This window comes from Paenibacillus agricola, assembly GCF_011440305.1.
Classification (GTDB): domain Bacteria; phylum Bacillota; class Bacilli; order Paenibacillales; family NBRC-103111; genus Paenibacillus_S; species Paenibacillus_S agricola.
Genome location: NZ_JAAOIW010000004.1, coordinates 76,601 through 90,231, shown reverse-complemented (window position 1 = coordinate 90,231; position 13,631 = coordinate 76,601). Strand labels below are relative to the sequence as shown.

The following is a 13,631-nucleotide window of genomic DNA, read 5'->3' as shown; positions in this document are numbered from 1 at the left end:
TTTGCTGTCCCATATAAGATTATTATGGAGCAGAAAGCTCAATCTTCATTTCCAGCTCTTTAATATATTGGCCCTCACGCGGTATTTCGCTAATATCATCTTCATAAGGGTGTGCGGCTCCGGCACCATTATAGGATAATCCTAATAAACGGGAATCAGGATTAGCTTGGGTTTTACCATTTACTTTGAAAATAACACTTTCGATAGCATTGCTAAGCTTGACCATTTTTTTCGGTATCCAATTGGCCATTGACCAAATTGGGTGCTGTAACATCGACCAGAAATACAGCGCGGGTCCCGTCAAATACAGTCTCTGTGACCTCCAATTTAACATCTGCATATGTGCAGATCTTTAATTGTTATTTACAGTAATTAGATCAGCGGGGCTGATGAATGGTCACATTTTATAATGAATGGAGGCTTCACTCATTTAGCCACATACCAAATTGCTGGCGGTACTGCTGCGGGGTGAAGCCGGTTTTGGCTTTAAACAAGCGGGTAAAATAATTCGCATGATGCACACCAAGCTCATAGGAAATTTGTGAAATGGTTTTGGTGCTGGCAGCCAGCAGCTTTTTGGCTTGTTCGATTTTCAAGCGATGAATGAAATGCAGCGGAGCTTGTCCGGTATACTGGATAAACAATTTCCGTAAATGGGATTCACTTAGTGAAACCAGGTCAGCGAGCTGGGCCACTTCTGGCATTTGATCGGGATGGGCTAGCAGGTAGTGGATAATCGTATGAATTCTTTCATCCATTCGTTGGAAGGAGGCAGCAACGGGATCTGCCATGCTTTGCTGCAAGACTACATATAAAATACGCAGCAGGGACGACTGCATAAAAAGAGACAGGAAAGGGGAAGCAACACCTGAATGGTCAAGCATTTCGCCCACCAACGGTTGAAGTTCCGCAGCTCCCGCCTCAAAAATTACAGGGATATTTAGTACATGCTCCCAGCTCCGATCACTTAAAAAGGAAATTTCGGCATCAAAATTTATGCTAATAATTCGCAGCTCATCCGAAATCGCCCGATAGCTAATTTCCCCATTCGCAGGCAACACACAAAGCTGCCCCTCCTGGCAAGTATAGGAAATCTCGTCTAACGTCAGATAAAAGCTTCCTTGCTCGACATACCACAACACGGAATGGTGGAGCGTCCGCTTGGCAGCATGCCAATGATAGTCCAGAGCATACGATTTGATGTGCAAAAATCGTACTTGCAAGGAATCAATCATCAATTGATAGGAATTCATTACGGTTGCCACCTCAATTGTGCCTATTCCCTAGGCACAAGGCCACGGATCGATTCATTGCGTTTGAAATGGTCTTCCCCATGTACCAGAAAAGTACGGATTCGGCTCGTATCACCACCCCATTCGTCCATTAGAAATTGAACCTCTGGTGTTGTGTAACGAACTGAGAAGGCTACACGGGGAATATTGGAGCTGTTTATTAAGGAGCCATGAAAGGTGGCTTCATTGAAAAAAGCGATTTGTCCGGGTGACATTTCCAGATCCACAGCTTGGGACTCATCGATGGCAGCCTGCGGCAGCCCTTGCTCGAATAGGCTTTGGCTATCTCCTGTAGCAACATGAGGCACCACAGACTTGTGGGTACCGGGAATGACCCGCAGGCAGCCGTTTTCGAGGATCGACCAGCCCAAGCTAACCCAAGCGGTTGCATTGATCGCTGGCTCCATCGGCCAATAATTAATATCTTGGTGCCATGGTATAAACTTACCATTGTTCGGCTCCTTGTACCAGAATTGCATTGCCCAGAGCACAATATCATCGCCCAAAATTTGCTTCATCGCCTCAACAATGCTGGGATGTGTAGCCAGCTCATAGGCCCAGCGATGCTTGTGATGCCAAGCGGATAAACTCGTCTGCACCGGTCCTGGCTCGAATTTGGATTGCCCAGCCGTCTCGAAGAAATGGTTGTAATACTGATCGGCCTCCTGTAGACTCAGACCTTGTGTGGGTCCGCTGTAGCCTTCCTCGCGAAATTGCTGCAGGGAGAAGGGACTTCCTTTTGTAATCAAACGTATCGCCTCCGAATATTGTTTGGTTGCTGCTCGCCGTGCTAGCGGCTCCTAAAGGCTGCTTGCCTTGTACGGCTTGCAGTTATATTGTACGGCTTTGAGCCCGGTGACCATAAGCAATCAAAACAATTATTGATAGCACAAAACGCTGATTTTTAATAAGCGAAGGTGGTTTGGGCGGAGCGAAAGGGAAGACCATATCAACGATATTCCTTCCATTAAGTGATGGTAGGATTGTCATGCTGCCGAATCAGACGAAGCAGGTTTTTCCTAAAGGCGTACATAACCCAGACATGCGCCTTAGCCTGTGTGAAGCGGTAAACGAACCAAGGCAAGGAGGGCATATAATCGTGAATCGCCACGATACATTCCCTCGATCCGGGGATTTGCATAAATTCAAGCCTTCCATGGTGCCCATCATTGGTATTCGCGAAGGAGCCGCCGGTAATTTGGTAAACTGTGCAGCTTGGTGTGCTTCTTATGTGGGAATACGTAAGCTCCAGCAAAGGGCGGCGGCTAAATAACATATAGACTCGACAGTTACCCGCGTCATCAAGCATCGTCCGAATAAACGGTTTAACAAAGCTTGAGAGCCAGGATAAATAATAGGTGGCTGCCCAATTGGCATCTTTACCTTCTGGCAAAATCATCCGCTGCACAGAGCGGACATCTGATTTCATCGCTTGCTTGTTGGACTTGGATTGCTGCTGCATGACGGAAAAGAAGGGCACCGTGAAAAAATATCGTTTTTTGTGCATCACTTCAGCGGTTTGCTTCAGCATTTCCTGATAGGTCATCACCTCCGGACCTCCGACATCAATGGCTCTTCCCGACAGGTTTTCATTGCCGATGCTATGTTTTAGTGCATTCAGCACCTCGGAGAGCGCAATCGGATGCGTTTGTGTACGTGTCCATTTGGGCAATATCATAATCGGCAGCCTTTTAACCAGCTTGGCGAGGATAGGAAAGGATGAGCCCTTTGGTCCCACGATGAGACCGGCACGAATCGTCGTTACTGGAATGCCAAACGACTCCAATATTTGTTGAACCTCTAGCCGGCTGCGCAAATGGCGGGAGAGCTCGTTTTTCTTCGTGTCTAAAGGAAGAATTCCACTTAAATATACAATTTGCTTCACGCCATTTTTGAGCGCGGCACGCCCAAAATGCTCGGCAAGTATAACATCCATATCCTCGAATTTGGCTTGTGTCAGCTTGGCGGAAGGGAGCATGGAATGGATCAAATAAACCGCGTAGTCGGCACCCTCCAGACCTTTTTCGGCATCATCCATCGAAAAGAAATCGCAAGAGCGCCACTCCACATGCTTCATGGTCTCGCGGTCGTCAACATGCCTCGATAGGGCAATAACATCAGCATGCTCTGTTAATGGCTTCAGCAGGTTATGCCCTATATATCCACCGGCACCCGTTAAAGCGATCGTAGGGCGTTTGATTGTCTCATCGATTTTCTCCATCTGTGCTGCCTCCAACTTATATCAGATTATGTATGGAAGTACTCTTATTTAAGTAGTGTAACAGCGAAGGGGGAGCATGTGCGAAATAAACACAAAAAAAGCCGGGAGACACCAGTTATAGGGTGCTTTCCGGCTTTCTTTAAAAGGTCAAAGCCTCCTACCAAGCTGTGTACCCGCCATCGACAGTAAATACGCCTCCCGTCGTGTAGGAGGACGCTTCCGAGGCCAAATAGACGGCGATGCCTTGAAGCTCGTCCGGCAGCCCGGGACGTCCCATTGGCGTCATCCCCATCCAGCGTTCAATCAGCGCGCCGCCTTCTTTGAAAAAAGGCTCCGTTAGCTCCGTTTTCATATAGCCGGGAGCAATCGTGTTCACTCGGATGCCATGCGGTGCCCATTCGGCAGCCAAGGTTTTGGTCAATGAGATGACTCCGGCTTTGGAGACATTATAGGCGATCTGGCATTGCGGCGTATTCACGATCAGGCCGGACATTGAGGAAATGTTGATAATGGAGCCTTTTTGCTGCTGGATCATCACCCGACCGATGCATTGGGACATCAAAAAGACGCCGTTTAGGTTTACATTTAATACGTCCGACCAATCCTTATAGCTCATATCCTCCGCTTTGGCGTTTCTGACAATACCGGCATTGTTGATCAAGACATCGATTCGTCCAAATTCACGGATAGTTTCCTCCTGAACCCGCAGTACATCTTCAGGACTGCACACATCTGCTTCTACGACATGTACGCGTATCCCATATTGGGTGCGAAGCTCCTCCGCAGTGGATTCAGCGTTAGCTTTATTCATATCGGCTATAACAAGATTAGAGCCCATTTCGGCGAGAGCTCCAGCCATGGCTTTTCCCAAGCCTACAGCCCCGCCCGTAATAATTGTTGTGTACTGCTGTAAGTTGAATTTATCTTTTATGCTCATGGTATATCCTCCAGTGATGGATGCTTTAAGCAGCCTTTTCTTTTATCATACCATGTTTTAAGGTAGGAGCGTCGTGCACATGAGAAAGGAATGGCCATGCTGTACTTGATAGTAGTTCTTTTTTTCACCATATAATTTCGTTTTATGCCATTTATTTATCATTTTAATTTATTTGACCCACTAAGACTGTTATGATAGGTTGGTGTAGTGGCCAATACTCTATATGGATACTATGTTTTATGATCGCTACAATATCATGTGAGGTGGAAAAATCGTTGCAACTTCAGGTTATGAACAGCCCTTTTAATCAGGAGCAAGTAGAGCTTTTAAATCGGCTACTGCCCACACTAACGGAATCCCAACAAATTTGGCTGAGTGGCTATATCGCTGCTTTTAACAGAACGCCATCTTCAGCTCCAACTGGGATTATTGGAGTTAATCAACAAGCGGCTTCTGTCGCTATTGAAGCGGTCCCCGCTGTTGCCCAGCCTGTCATTTCCAAAGAAGTGACCGTGCTTTTTGGATCGCAAACCGGCAATGGACAAAGGCTAGCCAAAGACCTCTCGGGCAAGCTGCAAGCGCAAGGATTCCAGGTTTCGCTCTCATCCATGAGCGACTTTAAGCCCAACGGGCTAAAGAAGATCAGCAACCTGCTGCTTGTTGTCAGTACCCATGGTGACGGAGATCCGCCGGATAATGCCCTGCCATTCTATGAATTCCTCCATAGTAAGAGAGCGCCTCAGCTCGAGGATTTATCATATTCCGTATTGGCCTTGGGAGATAGCTCCTATGAGTTTTTCTGTAAAACCGGCAAGGATTTCGACGAGCGCTTGAAAGAGCTAGGCGGTAAGCAAATTACCCCGCGTGTCGATTGCGATTTGGATTACGATGAACCAGCCGCTGAGTGGTTTGGTAATGTTGTAGGCAATCTATTAAGTGAGACGATGAAGCTTTCAGCTCTTGTGTCGGAAGTGACGCAAGCGGTTGAAAACGGATTAACAGCAGAGGGATCGGGATATTCAAGGACAAGCCCATTTGGAGCTGAGGTTCTGGAAAATTTGAATCTGAATGGTCGAGGCTCAAGCCGCGAAACCCGCCATATTGAGCTATCCCTAGAGGGATCCAACCTTCAATATGAGCCCGGCGACAGCTTAGGTGTCTATCCGGAGAATAGTCCCGTGCTGGTGGACACACTGATTAGCACATTAGGCTGGAACCCTGAAGAGCCAGTAGCTGTCAATAAAACCGGCGATGTGCGTCCATTGCGTGAGGCTTTGCTGCGTAATTTCGAAATTACGGTGCTAACGAAGCCTTTATTGGAGCAAGCGGTCAAGCTTTCGTCTAATATTCAATTGAAGCAGCTTCTGGAGCCGGCTCGTGAGCAAGAGCTTAGAGCCTATATCAAAGAAAGAGATTTGTTGGATTTGGTGCAGGATTACTCCCCGTGGGAAGGATCGGCTGCCGATTTTGTAGCCATCCTGCGAAAGCTGCCTGCTCGCCTTTATTCGATAGCCAGCAGCTCCAAAGCTAATCCGGATGAAGTACATCTGACGATCCGTACTGTGCGTTATGCTGCGCATGGACGCGACAGGCATGGCGTCTGTTCCGTGCAGCTTGCAGAGCGAATCCAGCCAGGGGACACCCTGCCGATTTACATTCATCAAAATCCGAACTTTAAGCTACCCGCCAACCCGGATGCACCTATCATTATGATCGGCCCCGGCACAGGCGTTGCTCCTTTTCGCGCCTTCGTTGAAGAACGTAATGAAATCGGCGCTGCGGGAAAATCATGGTTATTTTATGGGGACCAGCATTTCCTTACAGACTTCCTGTACCAGCTGGAATGGCAAAAGTGGCTTGAAAAGGGTGCATTGACGCGAATGGATGTTGCCTTCTCCCGTGATACTGCCCAAAAGGTTTATGTACAACACCGGATGCTGGAGAAAAGCCGCGAGTTGTACCAATGGCTGGAAGAAGGCGCTTATGTGTATGTATGCGGCGATGAGAAAAATATGGCGCATGATGTCCACGCTGCTTTGGCGACGATTCTGGAGCGTGAAGGCGGCATGAGTTCAGAGCAGGCTTTGGCGTATCTGGTAGATCTGCAGCAGCAGAAGCGTTACCAGCGTGATGTGTACTAAAAGGCTAGCCAGAGATGGAAGCTTAGAGACAGATTTATGAAGTAAGCGAGAGGAGTTATAGCACAATGGCACATGAAACACTGGTTTCCCCAAATGGTGCTCCGCACAGTGAGGTAGAGCATATTAAGCTCAATAGTAATTATTTACGGGGGCATCTTGCAGAAACGCTGGAAAACTTGATCACCGGTTCGATTCCTGAGGATGATAACCGCCTGATGAAATTTCACGGCAGCTATATGCAGGACGACCGCGATTTGCGTAACGAACGCCATCGTCAAAAGCTTGAGCCGGCTTACCAGTTCATGGTGCGTGTTCGCGCGCCCGGTGGTGTCGTTACTCCAGATCAGTGGTTGGTTATGGACCGTATTGGCCAGAAATATGCCAATGGCTCCATTCGTTTGACCACTAGACAATCCTTCCAGTTCCATGGCATTCTCAAATGGAACATGAAGGAAGGCATGAAGGAAATTAACGATTCCTTGTTAACTACTCTTGCTGCTTGCGGCGATGTAAACCGCAATGTTATGTGTAACCCTAATCCTTATCAATCTGAGGTTCACTCTCAGGTATTCGCTTGGTCTCAGCGGTTAAGTGAGCATCTCTCACCACAGACTAAAGCTTACCACGAGCTCTGGCTCGATGGTGAGAAGATATTGGATAGCCAGGATACCGGAGAAGTGCAAGAACCGATTTACGGTCCTGCTTACCTGCCGCGTAAATTCAAAATCGGAATTGCCGTGCCACCATCTAACGATGTAGATGTTTTTTCCCAAGACTTAGGCTTCATTGCTATATACGAAGGCGGCCAGCTCAAAGGCTTTAACGTTGCAGTTGGTGGAGGCATGGGGATGACTCATGGAGACGATCTGACCTATCCACAGTTGGCTAAAGTTATCGGCTTTTGCTTGCCTGAGCAAATCGTCGATGTAGCTGAGAAGACGGTTATGATTCAACGTGATTTCGGGGATCGCTCTGTACGGAAGCATGCTCGTTTCAAATATACCATTGATGACCGTGGAATCGATTGGTTCGTAAGTGAGCTGAGCTCAAGACTGGGCTGGTCACTTCAGGAAACACGTCCTTACCAGTTTGACAGCAACGGCGACCGTTATGGCTGGGTTAAAGGAAGCAACAAAAACTGGCATCTTACTATTATGGTTGAAAACGGTCGAATTGATGATGAAGACGGCAGCACATTAATGACGGGATTACGTGAAATTGCCAAGGTTCATACGGGGGATTTCCGGCTTACGGCGAACCAAAACCTGATCATTGCTAACGTAACCAACCAGAATAAGAAGAAAATTGAAAAGCTAGCCAATGTGTACGGGCTTACGGATGGTTTGAACCATTCCGCCTTGCGGAGAAATTCAATGGCCTGTGTGGCCTTGCCAACCTGTGGGATGGCGATGGCCGAAGCGGAGCGCTACCTGCCTGTATTTCTAGGCAAGCTAGAGCTTATTCTGGAAGAGGTTGGCCTGCGTGAAGAGGAAATCGTCATTCGCATGACCGGCTGTCCGAATGGCTGCGCTAGACCTGCTTTGGCTGAGCTTTCGTTCATAGGCAAGGGACCCGGCAAATACAATATGTATATGGGCGCAAGCTTCTCTGGAGATCGGCTGAATAAGCTTTTCCGTGAAAATATTGACGAAAACGAAATTCTGCAAACCTTGCAGCCCATCTTTTATCGGTATGCACAGGATCGTCTTGCTGGTGAGCATTTTGGTGATTTTGTAATCCGTGCTGGTTATATCCAAGCGGTTACTGACGGAACCAACTTCCACGCTTAAGCTGGGCGCTACAAATAAATAAGAGTGCGTTGACGCATTCTTGTAAAGGATGAGACCGCCATAGTGCGGTCTTTTTCTTGTAATTATCGAAGGTAAACGATACGATACGTACATATCAGAAGCTATGGTATTACTCAGAAGCTACCGCACAACTTTTAAGCATATACGCAAACAGGCATGTGGCTTAGGCTTCAATTTGCTTGCTTTTAGCTTTTTTATCGGAGGTGGGTAAGTTGGAAGGTGTTGAAGCGGAAAAAGGTGAACAGCTTGCGACCTTTGCAGGGGGCTGTTTTTGGTGTATGGTCAAGCCCTTTGACAAGCTGCCAGGCATTGTTTCGGTACTATCGGGTTATACAGGCGGGCATACAGAAAATCCGACATACGATGACGTAAGCACAGAATTGACAGGGCATGCCGAGGCTGTGCAAATTACGTTTGAGCCAGACGTGTTCACTTATGAGCGGCTATTGGAGCTTTTCTGGCAGCAGATTGACCCTACAGATTCAGGCGGGCAATTTTATGACCGCGGCTCTTCGTATCGGACCGCCATATTTGTCCATAATGAGGATCAGCGAAGGAAAGCGGAGGCCTCCAAACAAGCGCTTAAGGCAAGTGGGCGTTTCAAAGCTCCGATAGTAACCGAGATTATACCAGCAGGAAATTTTTATGTGGCTGAGGATTACCATCAACATTACTACAAACATCAAGTTATGAATTACAAGCTGTACATGGAAGGCTCAGGGCGTGAGGATTTCACAAAACGAAGCTGGAACACGAAGAAGGATCAAGCGCAATTACGCAAGCAGCTGTCAGGGCAACAATATGAAGTTACGCAAAATAGAGCAACCGAGCCCGCTTATCAGAACGCCTATTGGGATCATTATAGCGCTGGGCTGTATGTCGATGTCATTAGTGGTGATCCGCTGTTTAGCTCGAAGCATAAATTCGATTCGGGCACTGGCTGGCCAAGCTTCTTTAAGCCTATTCACGAAGGTTACATTCGCAAGGAAGCGGATTTGAGCGATGGACATGCGCGGACGGCAGTGCGTAGCAGGCTGAGCCATTCCCATCTAGGCTACTATTTTTACGACGGACCCGAGCCTGTCAAAGACCACTACCGAATTAACTCGGCCGCGCTGCGTTTTATACCGATAGAACAATTAGATAAGGAAGGTTATGGGGAATATAAGAGCCTTTGTTGAGTGGGGATTTACAGGTTATTCCCTTATGGCAAAGCGGTATATAATTTGCGAGAAGAGATGAAGCTCAACGGATTGGAGAACTTACGGTTATGGACATGCAGCATTACTTGAATAATGACCAGCTAGAGTGGAATGCGGATATCGAAAATACACTGAATCGATTTCCGATTTTACTGCGATTTAATGAATGGATAAAAGGAACCAATTACCATTATCAGCCTGGTCTGGAGATCCACATTACACAGGAAGGGGAGGGAACCTTAGTTGTCGGCAGGCAGGTATTATTACAATCGCCGCGGTCTGTCGTTGTCTTTCGAGCAACGGTTCCCCACCAGATGATCTCCAAGTCGTCCTATAAACGTGCGGTCATTTGTATCAATTTCGCTGAGGCTGAGCATGATGTGTTGCCTAGCCTACACCGGCTGATCGATTTTGGCTGGGTGCCCGAGCATTCCTGCCTAACCTTCTCACTGACGCCTAAGCAATTTCAGGAAATGGAAGTGATGTGCAAGGGGCTGCGCCAAGAGCTGAGTGCTCGTGAGATTGGCTGGGAGCGGATGGCGCTGGCTTATGTTTTGCAGGTTACGGCCTTCCTGCAAAGGAGCACAGCCATTGTAGAGAATGTGGGAAACGCTGGAAATCAAATAACACCGCCAATGAAAGGCAGGAAAAATGATCTTGTCCAGCTCTGCTCGGACTATGTATGCAATAATTTGGCCGAGGAGCTGACACTAAAAACGGTAGCGAAGAAGTTCGCGGTAAGTGAAGAGCATTTAACCAGAAGCTTTACGAAGGAGATGAATATCAGCTTCTATCAATATGTGCTGCTGCAACGGGTTGCTGCAGGAAAGCGTTTACTGAAGGAGACCTCCGATGTTTCGATAACGGAGATTGCTTTTATAATCGGCTTTCCATCGTCGTCCCATTTTAGCCGTCATTTTCGAGCTTTGACCGAGGAGACACCTACGGCATACCGCCAACGTTTGCTGGAAACACAGAGCAACGGCTGACAGCATGATAGGTTTGCCGTTGAAATGTCAATTATTGATTAGAAACGCGTCAAACATCGGCAATCTATTCCAGTTCCCCAGCTATATAATGAACTTATTCACAAGACGATCATTATATGATTGGAGGAGTAGGAAATGGAAGCTACTGATATGGGACAGCAAACAACAGCAATAAAGCCAAAGCTAAAGCGATCAATTATCGACTGCGACATTCACCACTACACAGGGATGGATGTGATAAAGCCCTATTTGCCGCGTGAGTACCGCGAGCTAGTGGATACGTATGGATCTGGCTTGCCGGGTGGTATGCATTTTAACGGAGGCGTAGGTGGCAGGATGGTCGATTCGTTCCCGCCAGAAGGCGGACCGGCTGGCAGTGACCTGAGCTATATGAAAGCGCATCACCTCGATCCTCATCATGTGGAGTATGGCATTCTGACAGGTGAGGGTATGGGTATGCATGGTATCTTGAACCATGATTATGCCGCCGCGCTATGCACGGCCACTAATGATTATACCATTGAGCATTGGCTGGCGAAGGACAGTAGGCTCAAAGGCTCGATATTTATTCCCAAGCAGGACCCGAATTTGTCTGCACAGGAGATTGACCGTATCGGAGGAAGGGCTGATATTGCGCAGGTCCTCGTCTCAAGCGGCTCGATATTTCCTTATGGTAATCGCTTTTATTACCCGATTTATGAAGCCTGTGTCCGCCATAATCTGCCATTCACCATTCACGTTGGCGGCGAAGGTAGCGGAGTGAATGCTCCGACAACCGGAGCTGGGTATGTGACCCACTATATTGAATCACGGGCTGCCCGCCCGCAGGTCATGATGGCGCATCTGGCCAGCTTTATTTTTGAAGGGGTGTTCGAACGCTTCCCGACCTTGAAGGTGGTGTTGCAGGAAGCGGGTGTGTTCTGGCTTGCTCCTTTTTTATGGAGGCTTGACCAGGATTGGGTAGCGCTTCGCGTACAAACACCATGGGTGAAGAAAAAGCCAAGCGAATATTTCCGCACCAACGTGCGCGTTACGACACAGCCGATTGAGATCACACCCAATCGCCAAGTATTCGATCAGATGATGGACAGCATCTTCGCTGAGGAAACGATGATGTTCTGCAGCGACTATCCGCATTGGGATTTCGATTCCCCATTGAAAGCGTTACCGAAGCTGGAGGATGAGCTATGGAACCGTGTGTTTTACCAAAATGCGGCTGCGATCTATAACCTGCCACCTCGTAAGGCGGAAAGCGACGGGCAGAAGCAATGACACAACCTACAGAGTCCGCAAAATCTACAGCATCCAAACTACCCACAAAGTTTGGTGATTCCGCAGAATCCACACCAGCCAGCAGGTCAACGAAGTCCATTGCTACGTCCAAGTCAGCGGTAGGGCATAAGCATAAGATCGGCCTGGTATCGGAGATTCCGCCAGGCTCCCACAAGATCGTTGTGGCGGGTGGGCGCAGCCTTGGTGTATACAATCTTAATGGGCAGTTTTATGCGTTGCGCAATATTTGCCCCCACCAAGGTGCAGAGCTGTGCAAAGGCTTGACCAAGCCGTTGGTGGTCTCATCCGCACCCGGCCGCTTCGAATACGAGCGGGAAGGGGAGATCATTCGTTGCCCTTGGCATCAATGGGAATTTGACATTAAAACCGGCTGCCAGATTGTTGACCCGGAAGTGCGAATTAAATCCTACGAGGTAACAGTCGAAGAGGTAGCCGTTGAAAAGTTCGATGTATCCGTCGAGGATGGCGCCGTAATCGTGCATATGTAACAGTATGCAAGCTAATGAATAGCAGAAAAGCAGCAAAACCCAGTGAAAGTTGGGCTTTGCTGCTTTTTTTTTGATAGCCTATTGCGCTGTTCGAGCAGGTTCAGGTTCGCTCCAGCGCAATGCTTCCAATGGACTTTGTTTCCAAGCAGACGATTCGAGCTGTGGTACAATCTGGACGGGGATGCCATCTCGCCATTGCTCCATCATACGCTGGCAAAGGTTTAGACCTTAAAAAAAGTAGAAGTCAGCCTTAAAAGCTGAAAAGAGGACATGGGTGTGGGGTGGAAAGCCTGCGGGCCGTCTTTTGAAGTCGTGTTCCCACCGACTCGTCTAATAAAGGGAATACGACTTCAACAACGGCTGGAACCCCATACCCATGTGCTCGCCAACGCACCAACGTATGGGTTTCTTATTTTTAAAACCTTATCAACGTACATTTTTTAACCTTTCCAAGAGGTCATTCCAATCCTAGATTTATTTGTTGAAATTATCCATAAATTATTGTAATCTTGGAGGACTGAATTATAGAATTATCCGTAGGTAAATTAAGCGGCGGCTTATGACAAATCAAAGGATCGGTGTTCTCCTTGTCAATCATACAAATTTTGGTCATAAGTGCATTGCTTTGGTTGGTCACTTGCTCACTGGCTCTAGTATTATTTAGATATAAACCCGCCACCTATTGGAAAGAAATAGGGCAAGTAACAGGTATGATGATACTGGTCACTTTGGCAATTCAAAGGTTAGAGCTCTCATTTTTGGCTCCCCTTATTCAACTCATCTTTGGAGTTGTAGGCTTTAAGCTATTTCTCAAATTCAAATGGATCCATGCAGCCATAATGATTATTTACAGCTATGAAATATGTCGCATTATTGAAAAAGCTTATATGTATATACAAAATAAATTTGCACTCAAAGATTCAATTGTTATTTTAAGAAATATGCCGATATTTGGTGATGCCCTTATTATCATTTCTATCGTTTTAATGCTTACTGCCTATTTACATTTATCTCGAATAGGCTTTACATTTATTTCAAGGCACCAAAGCATTCACCTGCCTGTTCACATTTTTTGTTTTTCCGTGATCCTTCTAGCCATTTTGTATAGTATTTCTTTAAGCTTTGCGTTTACGGATAGTTATTTTATTTTGCTTCTTCGATCCATTGTGATTCTGCTCTTAATCTATTTTCTATATGCTTCATATAAAAAAGAAATGAACGATGAATTTTAAAAAGGATTTTCGAATATATTTAGTA

General features: G+C 47.1%; 12 protein-coding genes. 7 read left to right on the top strand and 5 right to left on the bottom strand.

The annotated features are described in order from the left end of the window. Positions 1 to 22: 22 nt before the first annotated feature. The 5 genes from G9U52_RS11800 to G9U52_RS11780 form a co-directional block, all read right to left on the bottom strand. Positions 23 to 250 (bottom strand): hypothetical protein, encoded by a 228-nt coding sequence (locus G9U52_RS11800; RefSeq protein WP_207952931.1) that lies wholly within the window; start codon positions 248 to 250, stop codon positions 23 to 25. A 172-nt stretch (positions 251 to 422) separates the two neighbouring features. Further along, the gene (locus G9U52_RS11795) at positions 423 to 1,253 is read right to left on the bottom strand and encodes an AraC family transcriptional regulator (RefSeq protein ID WP_166149702.1); all 831 of its coding nucleotides are present in this window, start codon (positions 1,251 to 1,253) and stop codon (positions 423 to 425) included. A gap of 23 nt (positions 1,254 to 1,276) precedes the next feature. Next, the gene (locus tag G9U52_RS11790) at positions 1,277 to 2,041 is read right to left on the bottom strand and encodes a phytanoyl-CoA dioxygenase family protein (RefSeq protein ID WP_166149700.1); all 765 of its coding nucleotides are present in this window, start codon (positions 2,039 to 2,041) and stop codon (positions 1,277 to 1,279) included. Between the two features lie 218 nt (positions 2,042 to 2,259). Next, positions 2,260 to 3,513 carry an NAD(P)H-binding protein gene (locus tag G9U52_RS11785; protein WP_166149698.1) on the bottom strand — a complete coding sequence of 418 codons (1,254 nt, stop codon included), beginning with the start codon at positions 3,511 to 3,513 and terminating at the stop codon, positions 2,260 to 2,262. Positions 3,514 to 3,670: 157 nt separating this feature from the next. Then, entirely contained in the window at positions 3,671 to 4,450 is a 780-nt protein-coding gene (locus G9U52_RS11780; RefSeq protein ID WP_166149696.1) for an SDR family oxidoreductase, read from the bottom strand. Positions 4,451 to 4,725: 275 nt separating this feature from the next. Between G9U52_RS11780 and G9U52_RS11775 the strand changes: the two genes are divergently transcribed. The 7 genes from G9U52_RS11775 (at position 4,726) to G9U52_RS11745 (ending at position 13,606) form a co-directional block, all read left to right on the top strand. Continuing rightward, positions 4,726 to 6,591: an assimilatory sulfite reductase (NADPH) flavoprotein subunit gene (locus G9U52_RS11775; protein WP_166149694.1), complete on the top strand. Its 1,866-nt coding sequence runs from the start codon at positions 4,726 to 4,728 to the stop codon at positions 6,589 to 6,591. Between the two features lie 65 nt (positions 6,592 to 6,656). After that, positions 6,657 to 8,381, top strand: a complete 1,725-nt coding sequence (gene cysI, locus G9U52_RS11770) for an assimilatory sulfite reductase (NADPH) hemoprotein subunit (RefSeq protein ID WP_166149692.1) — start codon at positions 6,657 to 6,659, stop codon at positions 8,379 to 8,381. 233 nt (positions 8,382 to 8,614) lie between these two features. Then, the gene (msrA, locus tag G9U52_RS11765; protein WP_166149690.1) at positions 8,615 to 9,583 is read left to right on the top strand and encodes a peptide-methionine (S)-S-oxide reductase MsrA; all 969 of its coding nucleotides are present in this window, start codon (positions 8,615 to 8,617) and stop codon (positions 9,581 to 9,583) included. A gap of 89 nt (positions 9,584 to 9,672) precedes the next feature. Beyond that, entirely contained in the window at positions 9,673 to 10,593 is a 921-nt protein-coding gene (locus tag G9U52_RS11760) for an AraC family transcriptional regulator (protein WP_166149688.1), read from the top strand. A 135-nt stretch (positions 10,594 to 10,728) separates the two neighbouring features. Further along, positions 10,729 to 11,865 (top strand): amidohydrolase family protein, encoded by a 1,137-nt coding sequence (locus tag G9U52_RS11755; RefSeq protein ID WP_166149686.1) that lies wholly within the window; start codon positions 10,729 to 10,731, stop codon positions 11,863 to 11,865. Next, positions 11,862 to 12,374 (top strand): Rieske (2Fe-2S) protein, encoded by a 513-nt coding sequence (locus tag G9U52_RS11750; RefSeq protein ID WP_166149684.1) that lies wholly within the window; start codon positions 11,862 to 11,864, stop codon positions 12,372 to 12,374. Before G9U52_RS11755 ends, G9U52_RS11750 begins: the two co-directional genes overlap by 4 nt. A gap of 587 nt (positions 12,375 to 12,961) precedes the next feature. After that, positions 12,962 to 13,606: a hypothetical protein gene (locus G9U52_RS11745; RefSeq protein WP_166149682.1), complete on the top strand. Its 645-nt coding sequence runs from the start codon at positions 12,962 to 12,964 to the stop codon at positions 13,604 to 13,606. Positions 13,607 to 13,631: the final 25 nt, after the last annotated feature.

Bases quoted from the DNA above. Each gene is read 5' to 3' on its own strand.
- G9U52_RS11800 (WP_207952931.1), bottom strand. From the start codon at position 250: ATGGCCAATTGGATACCGAAAAAAATGGTCAAGCTTAGCAATGCTATC.
- G9U52_RS11795 (WP_166149702.1), bottom strand. From the start codon at position 1,253: ATGAATTCCTATCAATTGATGATTGATTCCTTGCAAGTACGATTTTTG.
- G9U52_RS11785 (WP_166149698.1), bottom strand. From the start codon at position 3,513: ATGGAGAAAATCGATGAGACAATCAAACGCCCTACGATCGCTTTAACG.
- G9U52_RS11780 (WP_166149696.1), bottom strand. From the start codon at position 4,450: ATGAGCATAAAAGATAAATTCAACTTACAGCAGTACACAACAATTATT.
- cysI (WP_166149692.1), top strand. From the start codon at position 6,657: ATGGCACATGAAACACTGGTTTCCCCAAATGGTGCTCCGCACAGTGAG.
- G9U52_RS11760 (WP_166149688.1), top strand. From the start codon at position 9,673: ATGGACATGCAGCATTACTTGAATAATGACCAGCTAGAGTGGAATGCG.
- G9U52_RS11755 (WP_166149686.1), top strand. From the start codon at position 10,729: ATGGAAGCTACTGATATGGGACAGCAAACAACAGCAATAAAGCCAAAG.
- G9U52_RS11750 (WP_166149684.1), top strand. From the start codon at position 11,862: ATGACACAACCTACAGAGTCCGCAAAATCTACAGCATCCAAACTACCC.